The 24,209-nt window shown below is 48.1% G+C and carries 8 protein-coding genes, 6 tRNA genes and 9 rRNA genes; 19 read left to right on the top strand and 4 right to left on the bottom strand.

Annotation, left to right across the window (positions count from 1 at the left end; genetic code table 11):
* Positions 1–3: 3 nt before the first annotated feature.
* Complete coding sequence (locus J4N37_RS15385) at positions 4–687, top strand: Dph6-related ATP pyrophosphatase (protein ID WP_045393382.1); 684 nt, start codon at positions 4–6, stop codon at positions 685–687.
* Between the two features lie 40 nt (positions 688–727).
* Positions 728–1,534, top strand: a complete 807-nt coding sequence (gene murI / locus J4N37_RS15380; protein ID WP_045393385.1) for a glutamate racemase — start codon at positions 728–730, stop codon at positions 1,532–1,534.
* Here the strand turns inward: murI and J4N37_RS15375 are convergent.
* Entirely contained in the window at positions 1,497–1,952 is a 456-nt protein-coding gene (locus tag J4N37_RS15375; protein WP_010444441.1) for an RNA-binding protein, read from the bottom strand. The genes murI and J4N37_RS15375 overlap by 38 nt on opposite strands.
* A gap of 568 nt (positions 1,953–2,520) precedes the next feature.
* Here J4N37_RS15375 and J4N37_RS15370 point away from each other — a divergent pair.
* From J4N37_RS15370 to J4N37_RS15300, 15 genes are all read left to right on the top strand, one after another.
* Positions 2,521–4,073: ribosomal RNA gene (locus J4N37_RS15370) — 16S ribosomal RNA — on the top strand.
* Positions 4,074–4,350: 277 nt separating this feature from the next.
* Positions 4,351–7,239 (top strand): 23S ribosomal RNA (locus J4N37_RS15365).
* Between the two features lie 87 nt (positions 7,240–7,326).
* Positions 7,327–7,443 (top strand): 5S ribosomal RNA (gene rrf, locus J4N37_RS15360).
* Between the two features lie 315 nt (positions 7,444–7,758).
* A 16S ribosomal RNA gene (locus J4N37_RS15355) occupies positions 7,759–9,311 on the top strand.
* Positions 9,312–9,400: 89 nt separating this feature from the next.
* Positions 9,401–9,476, top strand: a tRNA-Glu gene (locus tag J4N37_RS15350).
* A 2-nt stretch (positions 9,477–9,478) separates the two neighbouring features.
* Positions 9,479–9,554, top strand: a tRNA-Lys gene (locus J4N37_RS15345).
* Positions 9,555–9,584: 30 nt separating this feature from the next.
* Positions 9,585–9,660: transfer RNA gene (locus tag J4N37_RS15340), tRNA-Val, on the top strand.
* Between the two features lie 319 nt (positions 9,661–9,979).
* Positions 9,980–12,867: ribosomal RNA gene (locus J4N37_RS15335) — 23S ribosomal RNA — on the top strand.
* Between the two features lie 87 nt (positions 12,868–12,954).
* Positions 12,955–13,071: ribosomal RNA gene (gene rrf / locus J4N37_RS15330) — 5S ribosomal RNA — on the top strand.
* Positions 13,072–13,386: 315 nt separating this feature from the next.
* Positions 13,387–14,939 (top strand): 16S ribosomal RNA (locus tag J4N37_RS15325).
* Positions 14,940–15,007: 68 nt separating this feature from the next.
* Positions 15,008–15,084 (top strand) — tRNA-Ile (locus J4N37_RS15320).
* Between the two features lie 39 nt (positions 15,085–15,123).
* Positions 15,124–15,199 (top strand) — tRNA-Ala (locus tag J4N37_RS15315).
* 260 nt (positions 15,200–15,459) lie between these two features.
* Positions 15,460–18,349 (top strand): 23S ribosomal RNA (locus tag J4N37_RS15310).
* Between the two features lie 87 nt (positions 18,350–18,436).
* Positions 18,437–18,553, top strand: a 5S ribosomal RNA gene (gene rrf, locus J4N37_RS15305).
* Together the 16S, 23S and 5S rRNA genes with 6 tRNA genes alongside form the textbook arrangement of a ribosomal RNA operon.
* A gap of 32 nt (positions 18,554–18,585) precedes the next feature.
* Positions 18,586–18,662: transfer RNA gene (locus J4N37_RS15300), tRNA-Asp, on the top strand.
* A gap of 571 nt (positions 18,663–19,233) precedes the next feature.
* On the opposite strand, the gene pssA is transcribed toward J4N37_RS15300, so the two are convergent.
* Positions 19,234–20,574 carry a CDP-diacylglycerol--serine O-phosphatidyltransferase gene (gene pssA / locus J4N37_RS15295; protein WP_010444438.1) on the bottom strand — a complete coding sequence of 447 codons (1,341 nt, stop codon included), beginning with the start codon at positions 20,572–20,574 and terminating at the stop codon, positions 19,234–19,236.
* Positions 20,575–20,645: 71 nt separating this feature from the next.
* Positions 20,646–21,077, bottom strand: a complete 432-nt coding sequence (locus J4N37_RS15290) for a GNAT family N-acetyltransferase (RefSeq protein WP_071236653.1) — start codon at positions 21,075–21,077, stop codon at positions 20,646–20,648.
* A gap of 101 nt (positions 21,078–21,178) precedes the next feature.
* Between J4N37_RS15290 and murB the strand changes: the two genes are divergently transcribed.
* Both murB and birA read left to right on the top strand, forming a co-directional pair.
* Complete coding sequence (murB, locus tag J4N37_RS15285; protein WP_252041326.1) at positions 21,179–22,222, top strand: UDP-N-acetylmuramate dehydrogenase; 1,044 nt, start codon at positions 21,179–21,181, stop codon at positions 22,220–22,222.
* Positions 22,219–23,184: a bifunctional biotin--[acetyl-CoA-carboxylase] ligase/biotin operon repressor BirA gene (birA, locus tag J4N37_RS15280; protein ID WP_252041324.1), complete on the top strand. Its 966-nt coding sequence runs from the start codon at positions 22,219–22,221 to the stop codon at positions 23,182–23,184. The genes murB and birA overlap by 4 nt, the downstream gene beginning before the upstream one ends.
* A gap of 16 nt (positions 23,185–23,200) precedes the next feature.
* On the opposite strand, the gene coaA is transcribed toward birA, so the two are convergent.
* Positions 23,201–24,124 (bottom strand): type I pantothenate kinase, encoded by a 924-nt coding sequence (gene coaA, locus J4N37_RS15275; RefSeq protein ID WP_038887814.1) that lies wholly within the window; start codon positions 24,122–24,124, stop codon positions 23,201–23,203.
* Positions 24,125–24,209 lie beyond the last annotated feature (85 nt).

Below are 24,209 nucleotides of genomic sequence, written 5' to 3'. Positions count from 1 at the left end.
TTAATGACAAAAGCAAAACGGGTTGTGATCAGTTGGTCGAGTGGTAAGGACTCTACGCTAACGTTGGAGCGATTAAACGAAAATCCGCATTATCAGGTCGTAGGGCTATACACCACTTATGTTGAGAAAGAAGTGCCTTTTCAAGCAACGCCTTTAGAGGTTGTGCAAATGCAGGCCGACTTACTTGGCCTTCCGCTCATAACTATCGAACTGCCTGAAGTGTTTCCGAGTAACGACATTTATCAATCAACTATCGTTAATGCATTACAAAGCAGCGGACTGAATGTAGAAGCGGTCGCGTTTGGCGATATGTTCTGTAATGGCATTGCAGACTATCGTCGCAGCTATATTGAACCTGCCGGTTGGGAGTGTGTATTCCCATTACTGGGGGAAGAGAGCAAGGCATTGGCATTTGAAATTGTCGAGCGTGGTATTCAAACCATGTTAATTACCACCGATGGAAACGTGTTGCCGCCCGAGTGGTGTGGGCGTTGGTATGACAAAACGCTGATTGAGTCATTGCCCGGTCATATTGATCCCTGCGGAGAAGATGGTGAATTCCATACATTGGTGACATCAACGCCGTCATTTCAAGGACATATAGAACTGACTAAGCTTGAAGTGGAAATAGGGGAGCGATTCAGCCATCAAAGATACCAAGCCAAAGCATTGCCAAAACAAATCTAACCAGTATGATCGCCGAGTCTCTAATTTGCAGGTAAGACTCGTGCGAGCATCAAGTAAGAAAAAAGTCCTAGTGTTTGATTCCGGTGTCGGAGGGCTATCGGTCTTCCAAGAAATCCACCGACTCCTACCACACATGGATTACTTGTATCTGTTCGATAACGAAGCCTATCCGTATGGCGAGCTCGATCAAGATGTGTTGATTACTCGCGTTAATAAGCTGGTGGCTGCGTTGGTCGAAGAGCATCAAGCTGACATCGTCGTCATCGCCTGCAATACCGCAAGCACCATAGTGCTGCCATCATTGCGTGCGAATCTATCTATTCCGGTTGTCGGTGTGGTGCCTGCGATTAAGCCTGCCTCGTTACTCGCTTCTCAAGGTGTAGGACTTATTGCTACGCCTGCGACCGTAACTCGTCAATATACCCATGAACTTATCCGCGACTTTGCCCAAGGCAAACCTGTCGAGTTATTAGGCTCGACTCGCTTAGTAGATATGGCAGAAGAAAAGCTGCGTGGTGAAAGTATTTCTCTTTCAGAGCTGGAGAGTATTCTTCTCCCACTACGTAATAAAGTCGATGTTGCAGTACTAGGCTGTACCCACTTCCCTCTAATTAAAGACGAAATACATCAAGCATTGGGTGGTGAAGTAACGTTAGTTGATTCTGGTGAAGCCATTGCCCGACGAGTGAAAGCGTTAATATCGAGTGACACAAAGGAAGAGAGCAAAGATGAGGGGAGTAAGAAGATATATGCCAGTGCACCTCCTTGGCAAGAAGATGCACTGAATGTATGTTTGGCAAACCTAGGATTTAATCCTGTTCAGGTTTACCGCCATCCGGGTGTTTAGGATCGTTAGCAATACGTACTTTAAGCGTACGCTCCATATATTCCTTCTCATTAAGTTTTGCGATAGCAGGTTTTGCATCTGCTGCGGCCATCACTACAAAACCAAACCCTCTTCTTTTACCTGTGCGCTTATCTTTCATTAAGCGCACTGCATAGACCTGCCCATACTCAGCAAACAAATCACGAACGTGACTCTCATTTGCCTTATAGGGAAGGTTGCCGACATACAGTGTTTTAGTCGAAGGATCGGAATCCGAAGATTGAATAACAGGTGCCTTGCTAGAAAGTGAAAACAGAAAAGCAGTAGCGACAACACCGATAACAAAGCTCAAGGCTGGTGACACAGGCACTTGAGAGAAGATAACTCCTCCAAGAACCGCCAACCCAATACATAAGATCAGATTTTTTTTAGACGTCATTTTGATTACTACATATAGATGATAAATAGATAAGCTGCCTATTAACAAAATAGACACACGGATCTTACGTATATGGTTGGTGTTTTTCCAACCAATTGCTGTGATATGTCTCAAATGTGACGAAGAAATATGCAGATACCGCGTTATTGATGGATTAATAAGCGCTTGAAATGTTTTTTTCAAAAAAGGGTTGCACTCATTTCTGGATTCCTTATACTGCGCATCCACCGACACGGAGTGAGACGAAAGTCACACAACGAGTCGGGAAGAGAGAAAATAGAATTTAAAAAACTCTTGACTCTCAGAATGGGAAGCGTAAGATACGCACCCCTAACGACGAGGCGCTGATGCGGCAAGTTAGTTAGAAAAAGCTCTTTAAAAATAAGAACCTATCAATCTGTGTGGGCACTCGTTGATGATAATCCAATTAGATATTTCTTTCTTAACGGAAAGCGGTTTCAAATTAGGTTTCAATGAAACGAAGTGACCATTGAGTCGAAAGACTCAGCACAGTCAATTCAAACATTACTTATGTAATGTTCAGTATTCATTGAGCCGACAAAATCTTAAATTGAAGAGTTTGATCATGGCTCAGATTGAACGCTGGCGGCAGGCCTAACACATGCAAGTCGAGCGGAAACGAGTTATCTGAACCTTCGGGGAACGATAACGGCGTCGAGCGGCGGACGGGTGAGTAATGCCTAGGAAATTGCCCTGATGTGGGGGATAACCATTGGAAACGATGGCTAATACCGCATAATGCCTACGGGCCAAAGAGGGGGACCTTCGGGCCTCTCGCGTCAGGATATGCCTAGGTGGGATTAGCTAGTTGGTGAGGTAATGGCTCACCAAGGCGACGATCCCTAGCTGGTCTGAGAGGATGATCAGCCACACTGGAACTGAGACACGGTCCAGACTCCTACGGGAGGCAGCAGTGGGGAATATTGCACAATGGGCGCAAGCCTGATGCAGCCATGCCGCGTGTGTGAAGAAGGCCTTCGGGTTGTAAAGCACTTTCAGTCGTGAGGAAGGTAGTGTAGTTAATAGCTGCATTATTTGACGTTAGCGACAGAAGAAGCACCGGCTAACTCCGTGCCAGCAGCCGCGGTAATACGGAGGGTGCGAGCGTTAATCGGAATTACTGGGCGTAAAGCGCATGCAGGTGGTTTGTTAAGTCAGATGTGAAAGCCCGGGGCTCAACCTCGGAATTGCATTTGAAACTGGCAGACTAGAGTACTGTAGAGGGGGGTAGAATTTCAGGTGTAGCGGTGAAATGCGTAGAGATCTGAAGGAATACCGGTGGCGAAGGCGGCCCCCTGGACAGATACTGACACTCAGATGCGAAAGCGTGGGGAGCAAACAGGATTAGATACCCTGGTAGTCCACGCCGTAAACGATGTCTACTTGGAGGTTGTGGCCTTGAGCCGTGGCTTTCGGAGCTAACGCGTTAAGTAGACCGCCTGGGGAGTACGGTCGCAAGATTAAAACTCAAATGAATTGACGGGGGCCCGCACAAGCGGTGGAGCATGTGGTTTAATTCGATGCAACGCGAAGAACCTTACCTACTCTTGACATCCAGAGAACTTTCCAGAGATGGATTGGTGCCTTCGGGAACTCTGAGACAGGTGCTGCATGGCTGTCGTCAGCTCGTGTTGTGAAATGTTGGGTTAAGTCCCGCAACGAGCGCAACCCTTATCCTTGTTTGCCAGCGAGTAATGTCGGGAACTCCAGGGAGACTGCCGGTGATAAACCGGAGGAAGGTGGGGACGACGTCAAGTCATCATGGCCCTTACGAGTAGGGCTACACACGTGCTACAATGGCGCATACAGAGGGCAGCCAACTTGCGAGAGTGAGCGAATCCCAAAAAGTGCGTCGTAGTCCGGATCGGAGTCTGCAACTCGACTCCGTGAAGTCGGAATCGCTAGTAATCGTGGATCAGAATGCCACGGTGAATACGTTCCCGGGCCTTGTACACACCGCCCGTCACACCATGGGAGTGGGCTGCAAAAGAAGTAGGTAGTTTAACCTTCGGGAGGACGCTTACCACTTTGTGGTTCATGACTGGGGTGAAGTCGTAACAAGGTAGCGCTAGGGGAACCTGGCGCTGGATCACCTCCTTATACGATGATTACTCACGATGAGTGTCCACACAGATTGATAGTTCACAAGCGAAAGCTTGTAGCTAACATAGCTCTTTAACAATTTGGAAAGCTGACAAATCAACAATTTATTGTTGATTGTAAAGTTCTCAATGTTTGTCTTTAAGACAAACACCAATACAACACATTCAAGTGTTCTTGGAATTTGAGTCCGGCAAAATCGAGTCTGCATCATGTATAAAAATTGCAGACAACTTTGGTGACTTGTTCATCAACTCGAAACTCCTTCGGGTTGTATGGTTAAGTGACTAAGCGTACACGGTGGATGCCTTGGCAGTCAGAGGCGATGAAGGACGTATTAACTTGCGATAAGCCCAGATTAGGTAGTAAAAACCATTTGAGTCTGGGATTTCCGAATGGGGAAACCCACTTGCATAAGCAAGTATCCTGTTGTGAATACATAGCAACAGGAGGCGAACCGGGGGAACTGAAACATCTAAGTACCCCGAGGAAAAGAAATCAACCGAGATTCCGAAAGTAGCGGCGAGCGAAATTGGACTAGCCCTTAAGCTTTATATGCGTTAGACGAACGGTCTGGAAAGTCCGGCGATACAGGGTGATAGCCCCGTAGTTGACAACGCACATTCAGTGAAATCGAGTAGGGCGGGACACGTGATATCCTGTCTGAATATGGGGGGACCATCCTCCAAGGCTAAATACTACTGACTGACCGATAGTGAACCAGTACCGTGAGGGAAAGGCGAAAAGAACCCCTGTGAGGGGAGTGAAATAGAACCTGAAACCGTGTACGTACAAGCAGTAGGAGCACCTTCGTGGTGTGACTGCGTACCTTTTGTATAATGGGTCAGCGACTTATATTCAGTGGCAAGGTTAACCATCTAGGGGAGCCGTAGGGAAACCGAGTCTTAACTGGGCGTTCAGTCTCTGGATATAGACCCGAAACCAGGTGATCTAGCCATGGGCAGGTTGAAGGTTGAGTAACATCAACTGGAGGACCGAACCGACTAATGTTGAAAAATTAGCGGATGACTTGTGGCTAGGGGTGAAAGGCCAATCAAACCTGGAGATAGCTGGTTCTCCCCGAAAGCTATTTAGGTAGCGCCTCGGACGAATACTACTGGGGGTAGAGCACTGTTAAGGCTAGGGGGTCATCCCGACTTACCAACCCTTTGCAAACTCCGAATACCAGTAAGTACTATCCGGGAGACACACGGCGGGTGCTAACGTCCGTCGTGGAGAGGGAAACAACCCAGACCGCCAGCTAAGGTCCCAAATTATAGCTAAGTGGGAAACGATGTGGGAAGGCTTAGACAGCTAGGATGTTGGCTTAGAAGCAGCCATCATTTAAAGAAAGCGTAATAGCTCACTAGTCGAGTCGGCCTGCGCGGAAGATGTAACGGGGCTAAGCTATAAACCGAAGCTGCGGCAATGAAGTTTACTTCATTGGGTAGGGGAGCGTTCTGTAAGCCGTTGAAGGTGAGTTGTAAAGCTGCTGGAGGTATCAGAAGTGCGAATGCTGACATGAGTAACGATAAAGGGGGTGAAAAACCTCCTCGCCGGAAGACCAAGGGTTCCTGTCCAACGTTAATCGGGGCAGGGTAAGTCGACCCCTAAGGCGAGGCCGAAAGGCGTAGTCGATGGGAAACGGGTTAATATTCCCGTACTTCTTACAATTGCGATGGGGGGACGGAGAAGGCTAGGTGGGCCTGGCGACGGTTGTCCAGGTTCAAGTGCGTAGGCTGAAGAGTTAGGTAAATCCGGCTCTTCTTAAGGCTGAGACACGACGTCGAGCTACTACGGTAGTGAAGTCATTGATGCCATGCTTCCAGGAAAAGCCTCTAAGCTTCAGATTGTAAGGAATCGTACCCCAAACCGACACAGGTGGTCGGGTAGAGAATACCAAGGCGCTTGAGAGAACTCGGGTGAAGGAACTAGGCAAAATGGTACCGTAACTTCGGGAGAAGGTACGCTCTCGACGGTGAAGTCCCTTGCGGATGGAGCTATTGAGAGTCGCAGATACCAGGTGGCTGCAACTGTTTATTAAAAACACAGCACTGTGCAAAATCGTAAGATGACGTATACGGTGTGACGCCTGCCCGGTGCCGGAAGGTTAATTGATGGGGTTAGACTTCGGTCGAAGCTCTTGATCGAAGCCCCGGTAAACGGCGGCCGTAACTATAACGGTCCTAAGGTAGCGAAATTCCTTGTCGGGTAAGTTCCGACCTGCACGAATGGCGTAATGATGGCCACGCTGTCTCCACCCGAGACTCAGTGAAATTGAAATCGCTGTGAAGATGCAGTGTACCCGCGGCTAGACGGAAAGACCCCGTGAACCTTTACTACAGCTTGGCACTGAACATTGACCCTACATGTGTAGGATAGGTGGGAGGCTTTGAAACCAGCACGCCAGTGTTGGTGGAGCCGTCCTTGAAATACCACCCTTGTAGTGTTGATGTTCTAACGTCGACCCCTTATCGGGGTTACGGACAGTGCCTGGTGGGTAGTTTGACTGGGGCGGTCTCCTCCCAAAGCGTAACGGAGGAGCACGAAGGTGGGCTAATCACGGTTGGACATCGTGAGGTTAGTGCAATGGCATAAGCCCGCTTGACTGCGAGAATGACAATTCGAGCAGGTGCGAAAGCAGGTCATAGTGATCCGGTGGTTCTGAATGGAAGGGCCATCGCTCAACGGATAAAAGGTACTCCGGGGATAACAGGCTGATACCGCCCAAGAGTTCATATCGACGGCGGTGTTTGGCACCTCGATGTCGGCTCATCACATCCTGGGGCTGAAGTCGGTCCCAAGGGTATGGCTGTTCGCCATTTAAAGTGGTACGCGAGCTGGGTTTAGAACGTCGTGAGACAGTTCGGTCCCTATCTGCCGTGGGCGTTGGAAGATTGAAGGGGGCTGCTCCTAGTACGAGAGGACCGGAGTGGACGAACCTCTGGTGTTCGGGTTGTGTCGCCAGACGCATTGCCCGGTAGCTAAGTTCGGAATCGATAACCGCTGAAAGCATCTAAGCGGGAAGCGAGCCCTGAGATGAGTCTTCCCTGATACTTTAAGTATCCTAAAGGGTTGTTCGAGACTAGAACGTTGATAGGCAGGGTGTGTAAGCGTTGTGAGGCGTTGAGCTAACCTGTACTAATTGCCCGTGAGGCTTAACCATACAACACCCAAGGGGTTTTGATGGACTCAATGTAAGAACATTGAATGTGTTAAGAACTGAAAACAGCTTTCCGAATTAAAGAATTTGCTTGGCGACCATAGCGATTTGGACCCACCTGATTTCCATTCCGAACTCAGAAGTGAAACGAATTAGCGCCGATGGTAGTGTGAGGCTTCCCCATGTGAGAGTAGGACATCGCCAGGCTTTATTTCGCACTTGCTTATTTAATAAGCAAGTCACCATAAAGTTCTAAATTATTTTAGAGTTTTATGTTGACTTTCAAAGTGGGAAGCGTATTATACGCACCTCGCTGAGACACTAACGTGTTGAAAGCCAAGCTCTTTAACAATATAGACCTATCAATCTGTGTGGGCACTCGTTGATGATAATCCAATTAGAAACTTCGGTTTCAAATTAGGTTTCAATGATACGAAGTGACCATTGAATCGAAAGATTCAGCACAGTCAATTCAAACATTACTTATGTAATGTTCAGTATTCATTGAGCCGACAAAATCTTAAATTGAAGAGTTTGATCATGGCTCAGATTGAACGCTGGCGGCAGGCCTAACACATGCAAGTCGAGCGGAAACGAGTTATCTGAACCTTCGGGGGACGATAACGGCGTCGAGCGGCGGACGGGTGAGTAATGCCTAGGAAATTGCCCTGATGTGGGGGATAACCATTGGAAACGATGGCTAATACCGCATAATGCCTACGGGCCAAAGAGGGGGACCTTCGGGCCTCTCGCGTCAGGATATGCCTAGGTGGGATTAGCTAGTTGGTGAGGTAATGGCTCACCAAGGCGACGATCCCTAGCTGGTCTGAGAGGATGATCAGCCACACTGGAACTGAGACACGGTCCAGACTCCTACGGGAGGCAGCAGTGGGGAATATTGCACAATGGGCGCAAGCCTGATGCAGCCATGCCGCGTGTGTGAAGAAGGCCTTCGGGTTGTAAAGCACTTTCAGTCGTGAGGAAGGTAGTGTAGTTAATAGCTGCATTATTTGACGTTAGCGACAGAAGAAGCACCGGCTAACTCCGTGCCAGCAGCCGCGGTAATACGGAGGGTGCGAGCGTTAATCGGAATTACTGGGCGTAAAGCGCATGCAGGTGGTTTGTTAAGTCAGATGTGAAAGCCCGGGGCTCAACCTCGGAATTGCATTTGAAACTGGCAGACTAGAGTACTGTAGAGGGGGGTAGAATTTCAGGTGTAGCGGTGAAATGCGTAGAGATCTGAAGGAATACCGGTGGCGAAGGCGGCCCCCTGGACAGATACTGACACTCAGATGCGAAAGCGTGGGGAGCAAACAGGATTAGATACCCTGGTAGTCCACGCCGTAAACGATGTCTACTTGGAGGTTGTGGCCTTGAGCCGTGGCTTTCGGAGCTAACGCGTTAAGTAGACCGCCTGGGGAGTACGGTCGCAAGATTAAAACTCAAATGAATTGACGGGGGCCCGCACAAGCGGTGGAGCATGTGGTTTAATTCGATGCAACGCGAAGAACCTTACCTACTCTTGACATCCAGAGAACTTTCCAGAGATGGATTGGTGCCTTCGGGAACTCTGAGACAGGTGCTGCATGGCTGTCGTCAGCTCGTGTTGTGAAATGTTGGGTTAAGTCCCGCAACGAGCGCAACCCTTATCCTTGTTTGCCAGCGAGTAATGTCGGGAACTCCAGGGAGACTGCCGGTGATAAACCGGAGGAAGGTGGGGACGACGTCAAGTCATCATGGCCCTTACGAGTAGGGCTACACACGTGCTACAATGGCGCATACAGAGGGCAGCCAACTTGCGAGAGTGAGCGAATCCCAAAAAGTGCGTCGTAGTCCGGATCGGAGTCTGCAACTCGACTCCGTGAAGTCGGAATCGCTAGTAATCGTGGATCAGAATGCCACGGTGAATACGTTCCCGGGCCTTGTACACACCGCCCGTCACACCATGGGAGTGGGCTGCAAAAGAAGTAGGTAGTTTAACCTTCGGGAGGACGCTTACCACTTTGTGGTTCATGACTGGGGTGAAGTCGTAACAAGGTAGCGCTAGGGGAACCTGGCGCTGGATCACCTCCTTATACGATGATTACTCACGATGAGTGTCCACACAGATTGATACGGTTTATAAGTAAAAGAGACGAAGATATCCCAATATCTTCAATCCAGTGTCCCGTTCGTCTAGAGGCCTAGGACACCGCCCTTTCACGGCGGTAACAGGGGTTCGACTCCCCTACGGGATACCATTGGGTCGTTAGCTCAGTTGGTAGAGCAGTTGACTTTTAATCAATTGGTCGCAGGTTCGAATCCTGCACGACCCACCATTCTTCTCCACGAAGAATTAAAACTTATGTGGGCGATTAGCTCAGTTGGGAGAGCACCTGCCTTACAAGCAGGGGGTCACTGGTTCGAGCCCGGTATCGCCCACCATTCTCTAAGTATTTTTGGATGACAATTCCAAACCACTTCAATAAAACGGATGTGGTTAGAATCATCGACTCTGAAAGTCTTTAGAAAATGTACTTCCTTGTGAAGAAACATAGCTCTTTAACAATTTGGAAAGCTGACAAATCAACAATTTATTGTTGATTGTAAAGTTCTCAATGTTTGTCTTTAAGACAAACACCAATACAACACATTCAAGTGTTCTTGGAATTTGAGTCCGGCAAAATCGAGTCTGCATCATGTATAAAAATTGCAGACAACTTTGGTGACTTGTTCATCAACTCGAAACTCCTTCGGGTTGTATGGTTAAGTGACTAAGCGTACACGGTGGATGCCTTGGCAGTCAGAGGCGATGAAGGACGTATTAACTTGCGATAAGCCCAGATTAGGTAGTAAAAACCATTTGAGTCTGGGATTTCCGAATGGGGAAACCCACTTACATAAGTAAGTATCGCTGCGTGAATACATAGCAGCAGAGGCGAACCGGGGGAACTGAAACATCTAAGTACCCCGAGGAAAAGAAATCAACCGAGATTCCGAAAGTAGCGGCGAGCGAAATTGGACTAGCCCTTAAGCTTTATATGCGTTAGACGAACGGTCTGGAAAGTCCGGCGATACAGGGTGATAGCCCCGTAGTTGACAACGCACATTCAGTGAAATCGAGTAGGGCGGGACACGTGATATCCTGTCTGAATATGGGGGGACCATCCTCCAAGGCTAAATACTACTGACTGACCGATAGTGAACCAGTACCGTGAGGGAAAGGCGAAAAGAACCCCTGTGAGGGGAGTGAAATAGAACCTGAAACCGTGTACGTACAAGCAGTAGGAGCACCTTCGTGGTGTGACTGCGTACCTTTTGTATAATGGGTCAGCGACTTATATTCAGTGGCAAGGTTAACCATCTAGGGGAGCCGTAGGGAAACCGAGTCTTAACTGGGCGTTCAGTCTCTGGATATAGACCCGAAACCAGGTGATCTAGCCATGGGCAGGTTGAAGGTTGAGTAACATCAACTGGAGGACCGAACCGACTAATGTTGAAAAATTAGCGGATGACTTGTGGCTAGGGGTGAAAGGCCAATCAAACCTGGAGATAGCTGGTTCTCCCCGAAAGCTATTTAGGTAGCGCCTCGGACGAATACTACTGGGGGTAGAGCACTGTTAAGGCTAGGGGGTCATCCCGACTTACCAACCCTTTGCAAACTCCGAATACCAGTAAGTACTATCCGGGAGACACACGGCGGGTGCTAACGTCCGTCGTGGAGAGGGAAACAACCCAGACCGCCAGCTAAGGTCCCAAATTATAGCTAAGTGGGAAACGATGTGGGAAGGCTTAGACAGCTAGGATGTTGGCTTAGAAGCAGCCATCATTTAAAGAAAGCGTAATAGCTCACTAGTCGAGTCGGCCTGCGCGGAAGATGTAACGGGGCTAAGCTATAAACCGAAGCTGCGGCAATGAAGTTTACTTCATTGGGTAGGGGAGCGTTCTGTAAGCCGTTGAAGGTGAGTTGTAAAGCTGCTGGAGGTATCAGAAGTGCGAATGCTGACATGAGTAACGATAAAGGGGGTGAAAAACCTCCTCGCCGGAAGACCAAGGGTTCCTGTCCAACGTTAATCGGGGCAGGGTAAGTCGACCCCTAAGGCGAGGCCGAAAGGCGTAGTCGATGGGAAACGGGTTAATATTCCCGTACTTCTTACAATTGCGATGGGGGGACGGAGAAGGCTAGGTGGGCCTGGCGACGGTTGTCCAGGTTCAAGTGCGTAGGCTGAGGAGTTAGGTAAATCCGGCTCTTCTTAAGGCTGAGACACGACGTCGAGCTACTACGGTAGTGAAGTCATTGATGCCATGCTTCCAGGAAAAGCCTCTAAGCTTCAGATTGTAAGGAATCGTACCCCAAACCGACACAGGTGGTCGGGTAGAGAATACCAAGGCGCTTGAGAGAACTCGGGTGAAGGAACTAGGCAAAATGGTACCGTAACTTCGGGAGAAGGTACGCTCTCGACGGTGAAGTCCCTTGCGGATGGAGCTATTGAGAGTCGCAGATACCAGGTGGCTGCAACTGTTTATTAAAAACACAGCACTGTGCAAAATCGTAAGATGACGTATACGGTGTGACGCCTGCCCGGTGCCGGAAGGTTAATTGATGGGGTTAGACTTCGGTCGAAGCTCTTGATCGAAGCCCCGGTAAACGGCGGCCGTAACTATAACGGTCCTAAGGTAGCGAAATTCCTTGTCGGGTAAGTTCCGACCTGCACGAATGGCGTAATGATGGCCACGCTGTCTCCACCCGAGACTCAGTGAAATTGAAATCGCTGTGAAGATGCAGTGTACCCGCGGCTAGACGGAAAGACCCCGTGAACCTTTACTACAGCTTGGCACTGAACATTGACCCTACATGTGTAGGATAGGTGGGAGGCTTTGAAACCAGCACGCCAGTGTTGGTGGAGCCGTCCTTGAAATACCACCCTTGTAGTGTTGATGTTCTAACGTCGACCCCTTATCGGGGTTACGGACAGTGCCTGGTGGGTAGTTTGACTGGGGCGGTCTCCTCCCAAAGCGTAACGGAGGAGCACGAAGGTGGGCTAATCACGGTTGGACATCGTGAGGTTAGTGCAATGGCATAAGCCCGCTTGACTGCGAGAATGACAATTCGAGCAGGTGCGAAAGCAGGTCATAGTGATCCGGTGGTTCTGAATGGAAGGGCCATCGCTCAACGGATAAAAGGTACTCCGGGGATAACAGGCTGATACCGCCCAAGAGTTCATATCGACGGCGGTGTTTGGCACCTCGATGTCGGCTCATCACATCCTGGGGCTGAAGTCGGTCCCAAGGGTATGGCTGTTCGCCATTTAAAGTGGTACGCGAGCTGGGTTTAGAACGTCGTGAGACAGTTCGGTCCCTATCTGCCGTGGGCGTTGGAAGATTGAAGGGGGCTGCTCCTAGTACGAGAGGACCGGAGTGGACGAACCTCTGGTGTTCGGGTTGTGTCGCCAGACGCATTGCCCGGTAGCTAAGTTCGGAATCGATAACCGCTGAAAGCATCTAAGCGGGAAGCGAGCCCTGAGATGAGTCTTCCCTGATACTTTAAGTATCCTAAAGGGTTGTTCGAGACTAGAACGTTGATAGGCAGGGTGTGTAAGCGTTGTGAGGCGTTGAGCTAACCTGTACTAATTGCCCGTGAGGCTTAACCATACAACACCCAAGGGGTTTTGATGGACTCAATGTAAGAACATTGAATGTGTTAAGAACTGAAAACAGCTTTCCGAATTAAAGAATTTGCTTGGCGACCATAGCGATTTGGACCCACCTGACTTCCATTCCGAACTCAGAAGTGAAACGAATTAGCGCCGATGGTAGTGTGGGGCTTCCCCATGTGAGAGTAGGACATCGCCAGGCTTTATTTCGCACTTGCTTATTTAATAAGCAAGTCACCATAAAGTTCTAAATTATTTTAGAGTTTTATGTTGACTTTCAAAGTGGGAAGCGTATTATACGCACCTCGCTGAGACACTAACGTGTTGAAAGCCAAGCTCTTTAACAATATAGACCTATCAATCTGTGTGGGCACTCGTTGATGATAATCCAATTAGAAACTTCGGTTTCAAATTAGGTTTCAATGAAACGAAGTGACCATTGAATCGAAAGATTCAGCACAGTCAATTCAAACATTACTTATGTAATGTTCAGTATTCATTGAGCCGACAAAATCTTAAATTGAAGAGTTTGATCATGGCTCAGATTGAACGCTGGCGGCAGGCCTAACACATGCAAGTCGAGCGGAAACGAGTTATCTGAACCTTCGGGGAACGATAACGGCGTCGAGCGGCGGACGGGTGAGTAATGCCTAGGAAATTGCCCTGATGTGGGGGATAACCATTGGAAACGATGGCTAATACCGCATAATGCCTACGGGCCAAAGAGGGGGACCTTCGGGCCTCTCGCGTCAGGATATGCCTAGGTGGGATTAGCTAGTTGGTGAGGTAATGGCTCACCAAGGCGACGATCCCTAGCTGGTCTGAGAGGATGATCAGCCACACTGGAACTGAGACACGGTCCAGACTCCTACGGGAGGCAGCAGTGGGGAATATTGCACAATGGGCGCAAGCCTGATGCAGCCATGCCGCGTGTGTGAAGAAGGCCTTCGGGTTGTAAAGCACTTTCAGTCGTGAGGAAGGTAGTGTAGTTAATAGCTGCATTATTTGACGTTAGCGACAGAAGAAGCACCGGCTAACTCCGTGCCAGCAGCCGCGGTAATACGGAGGGTGCGAGCGTTAATCGGAATTACTGGGCGTAAAGCGCATGCAGGTGGTTTGTTAAGTCAGATGTGAAAGCCCGGGGCTCAACCTCGGAATTGCATTTGAAACTGGCAGACTAGAGTACTGTAGAGGGGGGTAGAATTTCAGGTGTAGCGGTGAAATGCGTAGAGATCTGAAGGAATACCGGTGGCGAAGGCGGCCCCCTGGACAGATACTGACACTCAGATGCGAAAGCGTGGGGAGCAAACAGGATTAGATACCCTGGTAGTCCACGCCGTAAACGATGTCTACTTGGAGGTTGTGGCCTTGAGCCGTGGCTTTCGGAGCTAACGCGTTAAGTAGACCGCCTGGGGAGTACGGTCGCAAGATTAAAACTCAAATGAATTGACGGGGGCCCGCACAAGCGGTGGAGCATGTGGTTTAATTCGATGCAACGCGAAGAACCTTACCTACTCTTGACATCCAGAGAACTTTCCAGAGATGGATTGGTGCCTTCGGGAACTCTGAGACAGGTGCTGCATGGCTGTCGTCAGCTCGTGTTGTGAAATGTTGGGTTAAGTCCCGCAACGAGCGCAACCCTTATCCTTGTTTGCCAGCGAGTAATGTCGGGAACTCCAGGGAGACTGCCGGTGATAAACCGGAGGAAGGTGGGGACGACGTCAAGTCATCATGGCCCTTACGAGTAGGGCTACACACGTGCTACAATGGCGCATACAGAGGGCAGCCAACTTGCGAGAGTGAGCGAATCCCAAAAAGTGCGTCGTAGTCCGGATCGGAGTCTGCAACTCGACTCCGTGAAGTCGGAATCGCTAGTAATCGTGGATCAGAATGCCACGGTGAATACGTTCCCGGGCCTTGTACACACCGCCCGTCACACCATGGGAGTGGGCTGCAAAAGAAGTAGGTAGTTTAACCTTCGGGAGGACGCTTACCACTTTGTGGTTCATGACTGGGGTGAAGTCGTAACAAGGTAGCGCTAGGGGAACCTGGCGCTGGATCACCTCCTTATACGATGATTACTCACGATGAGTGTCCACACAGATTGATACGGTTTATAAAGTAAAAGAGACGATACTGGGTCTGTAGCTCAGGTGGTTAGAGCGTTCGCCTGATAAGCGAGAGGTCGGTGGTTCGAGTCCACTCAGACCCACCAATTTCCTTTGAAGTTGGTATGCAGTATCGACACCTTGATGGGGCTATAGCTCAGCTGGGAGAGCGCCTGCCTTGCACGCAGGAGGTCTGCGGTTCGATCCCGCATAGCTCCACCATCTTTAAGTGTTCTTGCAAAGAATCTTTTAAAAATGGTTTTCATTAGAAATCTGCTCTTTAACAATTTGGAAAGCTGACAAATCAACAATTTATTGTTGATTGTAAAGTTCTCAATGTTTGTCTTTATGACAAACACCAATACAACACATTCAAGTGTTCTTGGAATTTGAGTCCGGCAAAATCGAGTCTGCATCATGTATAAAAATTGCAGACAACTTTGGTGACTTGTTCATCAACTCGAAACTCCTTCGGGTTGTATGGTTAAGTGACTAAGCGTACACGGTGGATGCCTTGGCAGTCAGAGGCGATGAAGGACGTATTAACTTGCGATAAGCCCAGATTAGGTAGTAAAAACCATTTGAGTCTGGGATTTCCGAATGGGGAAACCCACTTACATAAGTAAGTATCGCTGCGTGAATACATAGCGCAGCGAGGCGAACCGGGGGAACTGAAACATCTAAGTACCCCGAGGAAAAGAAATCAACCGAGATTCCGAAAGTAGCGGCGAGCGAAATTGGACTAGCCCTTAAGCTTTATATGCGTTAGACGAACGGTCTGGAAAGTCCGGCGATACAGGGTGATAGCCCCGTAGTTGACAACGCACATTCAGTGAAATCGAGTAGGGCGGGACACGTGATATCCTGTCTGAATATGGGGGGACCATCCTCCAAGGCTAAATACTACTGACTGACCGATAGTGAACCAGTACCGTGAGGGAAAGGCGAAAAGAACCCCTGTGAGGGGAGTGAAATAGAACCTGAAACCGTGTACGTACAAGCAGTAGGAGCACCTTCGTGGTGTGACTGCGTACCTTTTGTATAATGGGTCAGCGACTTATATTCAGTGGCAAGGTTAACCATCTAGGGGAGCCGTAGGGAAACCGAGTCTTAACTGGGCGTTCAGTCTCTGGATATAGACCCGAAACCAGGTGATCTAGCCATGGGCAGGTTGAAGGTTGAGTAACATCAACTGGAGGACCGAACCGACTAATGTTGAAAAATTAGCGGATGACTTGTGGCTAGGGGTGAAAGGCCAATCAAACCTGGAGATAGCTGGTTCTCCCCGAAAGCTATTTAGGTAGCGCCTCGGACGAATACTACTGGGGGTAGAGCACTGTTAAGGCTAGGGGGTCATCCCGACTTACCAACCCTTTGCAAACTCCGAATACCAGTAAGTACTATCCGGGAGACACACGGCGGGTGCTAACGTCCGTCGTGGAGAGGGAAACAACCCAGACCGCCAGCTAAGGTCCCAAATTATAGCTAAGTGGGAAACGATGTGGGAAGGCTTAGACAGCTAGGATGTTGGCTTAGAAGCAGCCATCATTTAAAGAAAGCGTAATAGCTCACTAGTCGAGTCGGCCTGCGCGGAAGATGTAACGGGGCTAAGCTATAAACCGAAGCTGCGGCAATGAAGTTTACTTCATTGGGTAGGGGAGCGTTCTGTAAGCCGTTGAAGGTGTGTTGTAAAGCATGCTGGAGGTATCAGAAGTGCGAATGCTGACATGAGTAACGATAAAGGGGGTGAAAAACCTCCTCGCCGGAAGACCAAGGGTTCCTGTCCAACGTTAATCGGGGCAGGGTAAGTCGACCCCTAAGGCGAGGCCGAAAGGCGTAGTCGATGGGAAACGGGTTAATATTCCCGTACTTCTTACAATTGCGATGGGGGGACGGAGAAGGCTAGGTGGGCCTGGCGACGGTTGTCCAGGTTCAAGTGCGTAGGCTGAAGAGTTAGGTAAATCCGGCTCTTCTTAAGGCTGAGACACGACGTCGAGCTACTACGGTAGTGAAGTCATTGATGCCATGCTTCCAGGAAAAGCCTCTAAGCTTCAGATTGTAAGGAATCGTACCCCAAACCGACACAGGTGGTCGGGTAGAGAATACCAAGGCGCTTGAGAGAACTCGGGTGAAGGAACTAGGCAAAATGGTACCGTAACTTCGGGAGAAGGTACGCTCTCGACGGTGAAGTCCCTTGCGGATGGAGCTATTGAGAGTCGCAGATACCAGGTGGCTGCAACTGTTTATTAAAAACACAGCACTGTGCAAAATCGTAAGATGACGTATACGGTGTGACGCCTGCCCGGTGCCGGAAGGTTAATTGATGGGGTTAGACTTCGGTCGAAGCTCTTGATCGAAGCCCCGGTAAACGGCGGCCGTAACTATAACGGTCCTAAGGTAGCGAAATTCCTTGTCGGGTAAGTTCCGACCTGCACGAATGGCGTAATGATGGCCACGCTGTCTCCACCCGAGACTCAGTGAAATTGAAATCGCTGTGAAGATGCAGTGTACCCGCGGCTAGACGGAAAGACCCCGTGAACCTTTACTACAGCTTGGCACTGAACATTGACCCTACATGTGTAGGATAGGTGGGAGGCTTTGAAACCAGCACGCCAGTGTTGGTGGAGCCGTCCTTGAAATACCACCCTTGTAGTGTTGATGTTCTAACGTCGACCCCTTATCAGGGTTACGGACAGTGCCTGGTGGGTAGTTTGACTGGGGCGGTCTCCTCCCAAAGCGTAACGGAGGAGCACGAAGGTGGGCTAATCACGGTTGGACATCGTGAGGTTAGTGCAATGGCATAAGCCCGCTTGACTGCGAGAATGACAATTCGAGCAGGTGCGAAAGCAGGTCATAGTGATCCGGTGGTTCTGAATGGAAGGGCCATCGCTCAACGGATAAAAGGTACTCCGGGGATAACAGGCTGATACCGCCCAAGAGTTCATATCGACGGCGGTGTTTGGCACCTCGATGTCGGCTCATCACATCCTGGGGCTGAAGTCGGTCCCAAGGGTATGGCTGTTCGCCATTTAAAGTGGTACGCGAGCTGGGTTTAGAACGTCGTGAGACAGTTCGGTCCCTATCTGCCGTGGGCGTTGGAAGATTGAAGGGGGCTGCTCCTAGTACGAGAGGACCGGAGTGGACGAACCTCTGGTGTTCGGGTTGTGTCGCCAGACGCATTGCCCGGTAGCTAAGTTCGGAATCGATAACCGCTGAAAGCATCTAAGCGGGAAGCGAGCCCTGAGATGAGTCTTCCCTGATACTTTAAGTATCCTAAAGGGTTGTTCGAGACTAGAACGTTGATAGGCAGGGTGTGTAAGCGTTGTGAGGCGTTGAGCTAACCTGTACTAATTGCCCGTGAGGCTTAACCATACAACACCCAAGGGGTTTTGATGGACTCAATGTAAGAACATTGAATGTGTTAAGAACTGAAAACAGCTTTCCGAATTAAAGAATTTGCTTGGCGACCATAGCGATTTGGACCCACCTGATTTCCATTCCGAACTCAGAAGTGAAACGAATTAGCGCCGATGGTAGTGTGGGGCTTCCCCATGTGAGAGTAGGACATCGCCAGGCTTTAAATTTAGACTTAAATGTCTAACCAGTGCGGAGCGGTAGTTCAGTTGGTTAGAATACCGGCCTGTCACGCCGGGGGTCGCGGGTTCGAGTCCCGTCCGCTCCGCCACTTATTCAGACAAAGCCCTAGCAGAAATGCTAGGGCTTTTTCGTTTGCGCTATTATTTTGGTCTACGACCAACGAGTCCCGCTCGTGTGCGAGTCCAATTGAGTGCAAGCCCAGCAGCTCCGCCACTTATTTAGAAACCCAGTCCGAAGACTGGGTTTTGTCGTTTTAGAGCATAACAACTTCCCTTTCAGGGAACGAGTCCCGGTTGCCAGCAACTCTGGACTAGGCATCTTTATTCAGACAAGTAACAAGGCCCCACCAAAGATTTGATCGTAGTCTTTAAGCCTTTCTTCAAGAAATATTAGTCTCTGTTGAATTACACGCCTTCGGTTTACTCTCTGTAGGTTCGTAAATACTGCATTTGAGTGGTTCATTGAAGCACGCTAGGCGGGTCGATAGATCTTTACTTGAGGGAGTGTGGCAATTGTATTATCAGGGCTATTGTTAATAGTGATGTTTCACTATTAGTTGAGCGTTTCGACTAGAACATATTTATCGAGGACTTCTACTGAAGAAATTTATGAGGATAGACAGAAGAGAAAAAGCCCAACTCACGTTGGGCTGAAGATTTTTATAGGATACGTTTTAGTACGCCATCTGCTTTTATACGAGTGATTTTGCGAACAAGTTTCTGCACTGCTTCAGGATAGTCTTCAACTTTTTCAAGTTGCTTATAAGTACAAATCAGCTGGGTGTGCTCTAATATTTTTGCCACTTCGTTCTCGAACTTTTCCGTCATCTTAGCAAAATTATCTTGAACTAGAAGACCGTTCTCTAAATCCAAAGACCACGCTCTCGGGTTTAGGTTGTTGCCTGTTAGTAACATATAGCGCTTATCAACCCAAATGCCTTTTAAGTGGAAGCTATTGTTATCGTGCTTCCATAGGTGGATTGAGAGTTTTCGAGCGGCAATGCTAGCTTCGTGCGACTTTGCAAAGCGACGTAGATTGAGCTCATATAGGTATGGCAGGCCGCCAATTGTTTTAAACTCTTCTTCTGGGGAAATGTAAAAGTCATTTGCGGTTTTATCGCCAACGACAATAGTTACTTTCACTCCGCGCTTTAACGCACGTTTTACTTCTCTGTTTAGAGCTTTAGGGAAATTGAAGTATGGAGTACAGATGAAGATTTCATTTTGAGCGGCTGCTAATAGCTGCACAATTCTTTGGTTTAAGCTATTGCGACGTTTTCCTAAACCGACGAGAGGGGTCACTTTCACTTCTTCTTCTGAAGCCGATTCACTTTGAAAGTTATAATCAGCTCTTGATAAAGATGAGCGCAGCTGGCGAATGGCTGCTTTGATGTCCTTAGTCTCTGGCTTATCTCGATCTGCTAAATCATTTACAGCGGGATGAGCAATCATCTCACTCTGCACAAAATTAACCATACTATCTGCAAGTGGTTTATGCTGAATAACATGATATCGATCGAAACGGTATCGGCCATTATATTGCAGATATACGTTATTTAGGCTAGCTCCACTATAGATGACGGTATCATCAATAATAAAACCTTTAAGGTGAAGAACACCAAACACTTCTCGCCCGCGGACAGGAATTCCATAAACAGGAATCGCGTGCTGGTATTTCTTTGCATAAGCCTTATAAAGAGCAGAATTGCCCTCAGAGCTCTCTGCACCAATTAAGCCACGTTGTGCACGGTGCCAGTCTACACAGATGTTAATGTCGAGTCCTGGGTTGCGCTGCTTGGCTTCATAAAGAGCAGTCAGAATTTCTCTCCCTGCTTCATCATCTTCCAGATACAAAGCAACTAGGTAGATTCGTGATGTTGCTTTGCTAATTGCTTCAAGAAGACGTGTTCTAAAAGTTTCTGCAGCATGCAGAACTTCGAAGTCTTCTGGCTTTACCGCAAGACTTGGCAACTGCTCGAATGGATTCCTACTAACAATCATATCGGTGTGTGTACCTTAATTTAGTGCAATATTGCGAACCTGATATTTTACCAAAGATATGAATTATCTGGCTACAAAACCCCGCTCTTTAGAGCGTCAGAATTGCTGAATTGCATTGGAATGAGATCTTTACCACTGTCTACATAGCGTAGATAAGCCATTTTTAATGAGTTTGGTAGTGCAGAACTATCAATGGTAGCAAATCCATGTCGAGCGTAATAATTCTCTAAATGCCTAAAAGCGAAGCAGTAGTCACCACTAGTGAAAACTGTGTTTTTGCAATGAGAAAGCAGTGCATCTCCTATGCCACTTCCACGGAACTCTGGAATCACTAACATCCCCGTGAGCAGTCGTGACTTTTCTACGGTTTTCATTCTTAGGAGAGCAATAATGCAATTTTCCACACTGGCGGTAATGATCAGCTCATCTCGTTTGGCCTTGCCAGCAGGGTAATGCGTTTTGTACAACCTCTTGATGAGAGGAAGTTTGATGGGATTTAACACTTCTATGATTAATGAGTCTGGTATTGTCACTGCGGCTAAAAGATAACTAAGGTAGAATGCTTACAGTTTAAGAGAATCTCATCAGGCGTTGCAAATCCACTATGGAAATTAAGAAACACGCGAGCCTTAAGGCTTTTCACACATTTGGTATAGAACAAACTTGTGCGTATTTAGCGATCGTTGAATCTGTTGACGACGTTATACAACTCTTCCAAGACAAAGCTTATCAAAACATACCTAAGCTCTTCTTAGGTAAAGGCAGTAATATGCTGTTCACTCAGCACTATGAAGGCATGGTGATAATCAACCGTTTAATGGGCAAAACCATTACCGAAGAAGATGAGCATTATTTACTGCATATCGCCGGCGGTGAGGATTGGCCGGATCTGGTTAAGTGGTGTGTAGAGCTAGGCATGGGAGGGGTTGAAAATCTGGCTCTCATCCCTGGTTGCGCTGGTTCGGCGCCGATCCAGAATATTGGGGCGTATGGTCTAGAGCTGCAGGATATCTGCGGATATGTCGATATCCTAGATCTCGACAGTTTCGAGATTAAGCGTATGAGTGCCGAAGAGTGTCAGTTTGGTTATCGTGATTCTATTTTTAAACATGAGCTGTATGAGAAGTGTTTTATCACTGCGGTTGGTCTTAAGCTGCCGAAGCAATGGCAGGCGATTAATCAATATGGCCCTTTGCAGAGTATTCCTGAAGAAGAGTTGAGTCCGCTTTCTATCTTTGAGCGTGTCTGTCAGGTACGAATGGAAAAGCTGCCTGATCCAGCCAAAGTCGGCAATGCGGGTAGTTTCTTCAAAAATCCAGTGATCAGTCAAGATCATTATGATCTCCTTATTCAGCAGCATAGCAATATGGTGGCTTACCCAACACAAAACGGAATGAAGATTGCCGCAGGCTGGTTAATTGATCAATGCGGACTTAAAGGCGCATCGGTTAAAGGTGCTCAGGTGAACCCTCTACAAGCTTTAGTACTCACTAATGTTAATAATTGTAGTGCTGATGATGTGGTTGAGCTTGCTTCTCTGGTTAAGAAGACCGTGTGGGACAAATACCAGATAGAGCTAGAACATGAAGTTCGATTTATGAATCGAACAGGCGAAACTAATCTCGCTGATATAGAGGCTGCACAATGAGAAAGGAGCACTCCGCAAAGCTGCATATTCTAAAGGCATTAAGTGATGGCGACTTTCATTCCGGTGAAGCGCTCGGTCAGGAGCTTGGAATTTCTCGTGCAGCTATCGCTAAACATATCAAAGGCCTAAATGACTGGGGGGTTGATATTTATCGCATTCAGGGGCGAGGCTATCAACTCGCACATCCTTTACAGTTATTAGACGAGGTTAAACTCCAAGCGAAACTTAGTAGCCAAATTGAGCTGATTTCTGTAATTGATTCGACCAATCAGTATTTGCTTGAAAGAGTCTGTGAGTCGGAGAAAGGGCGGGTGTGTCTTGCTGAGTACCAAGCTAAAGGCAGAGGTAGGCGGGGGCGCCAATGGGTTTCCCCTTTTGGAACTAACCTTTACTTATCCATGTACTGGAGGCTAGATGCTGGTATGGCCGCCGCGATGGGCTTAAGTTTGGTCGTTGGTATTGCCGCGGTGGAAGCTATAGAAAGCATGGGCATTCATGGCGTGAAGCTGAAGTGGCCGAACGACATTTATTTTCAAGATAAAAAGTTGGCTGGTATTTTGGTGGAAATGTCTGGTCAAGCCGGTGGTGCTGCACATTTAGTGATTGGTATGGGACTGAATATCGGTATGCCAGACTTGCAACCAGACATCGATCAGCCCTGGACAACACTCAATCAAGTCAGTGACGGTATTGCGATTGACCGAACTCAGCTTGCGATCAACTTAATAGAGCATTGGAAGACCACGTTAGAAGAATATGAAATGACTGGGCTGGCTGGGTTTGTTGAGCGGTGGAATCGTTTAGATAACTTTATTGGTCGTCCAGTCAAGCTACTAATGGGGCCTAGAGAGGTTCATGGTGTTGTAAAAGGAATCGATCAGCAGGGCGGGGTTGTATTAGAAACTGATAATGGTTTGGAGACCTACATTGGTGGTGAGATCTCCCTAAGGAAAAGTGATTAGTGCGTATAGGTAGGCACTATTTCCGCAACGATACCTTATCAACCAAATGGCTTGGGCCTTTATGCAGGATTAAATGGGCTCTCTCTCGAGTCGGAAGTATATTATGTTCCAAGTTGAGTCCATTAATGCTTTGCCAAATGTCTTTTGCTTTGTTCTTCGCTTCATCTTCAGTGAGCTGAGTGTAATGACTAAAGTAAGAACCGGGCTTGGTAAATGCCCCGCCTCTAAACTTCAAGAATCGTTCGATATACCATTGTTCGATGGTCTCTGTTTCAGCATCAACATAGATTGAGAAGTCTAGAAAATCAGAAACAAACACTCTATGCGGGTCATGCGGGTAATCCATTCCACTTTGTAAGACGTTTAACCCCTCAATAATCAATACGTCTGGACGATCGACTTTTTTCCGCTCATCAGTAATGTCATAGGTAATATGTGAATAGACTGGTACTTCTAAGTTTGGTTGACCAGCTTTGACATCAGAAACAAACTCCACCAAGCGTTTAATATCGTAAGACTCTGGAAAACCTTTACGGTGCATGATTCCTTTCTCTTCCAGAACTTTCTTTGGATACAAGAAACCGTCGGTTGTCACCAGCGCAACCTTTGGGTGGTTATCCCAACGAGACAGTAGTGCTCTGAGTAGTCGAGCTGTAGTGCTTTTGCCGACAGCCACACTGCCCGCAATACCAATAACAAATGGCGGAGCATGTTCTTCGGTATTAAGAAACTGCTGTAGTACTGTATTGCGACTTTGGCGAGCTTGAACATATAAGTTCAATAGGCGAGACAAGGGAAGGTAGATCTCTACCGCTTCCTCCATAGTGAGGTTTTCATTAATGCCTTGAAGCGCAGCTAGATCGTCTGCAGAGAGTGTCATCGGAACAGAATTACGTAATTCTGCCCACTCTGCACGATCGAATGACAAAAATGGACTCATGGATCTCTTTTATCCTTGGTTTCATCGAGAGCAAGAACATACAACAAGCTCTGGGCAAAGCAAACGACAAAGCTCGAAAGTTTGC

The sequence above is a fragment of the Vibrio sp. SCSIO 43153 genome, from assembly GCF_023716625.1.
GTDB classification, from domain to species: domain Bacteria; phylum Pseudomonadota; class Gammaproteobacteria; order Enterobacterales; family Vibrionaceae; genus Vibrio; species Vibrio rotiferianus.
This window is presented reverse-complemented; position numbering and strand designations above follow the sequence as displayed.

What these genes read in the sequence shown, in the direction of transcription:
- J4N37_RS15385 (WP_045393382.1), top strand. Translation starts at nt 4, where the DNA reads ATGACAAAAGCAAAACGGGTTGTGATCAGTTGGTCGAGTGGTAAGGAC.
- J4N37_RS15375 (WP_010444441.1), bottom strand. Translation starts at nt 1,952, where the DNA reads ATGACGTCTAAAAAAAATCTGATCTTATGTATTGGGTTGGCGGTTCTT.
- pssA (WP_010444438.1), bottom strand. Translation starts at nt 20,574, where the DNA reads ATGATTGTTAGTAGGAATCCATTCGAGCAGTTGCCAAGTCTTGCGGTA.
- murB (WP_252041326.1), top strand. Translation starts at nt 21,179, where the DNA reads ATGGAAATTAAGAAACACGCGAGCCTTAAGGCTTTTCACACATTTGGT.
- birA (WP_252041324.1), top strand. Translation starts at nt 22,219, where the DNA reads ATGAGAAAGGAGCACTCCGCAAAGCTGCATATTCTAAAGGCATTAAGT.
- coaA (WP_038887814.1), bottom strand. Translation starts at nt 24,124, where the DNA reads ATGAGTCCATTTTTGTCATTCGATCGTGCAGAGTGGGCAGAATTACGT.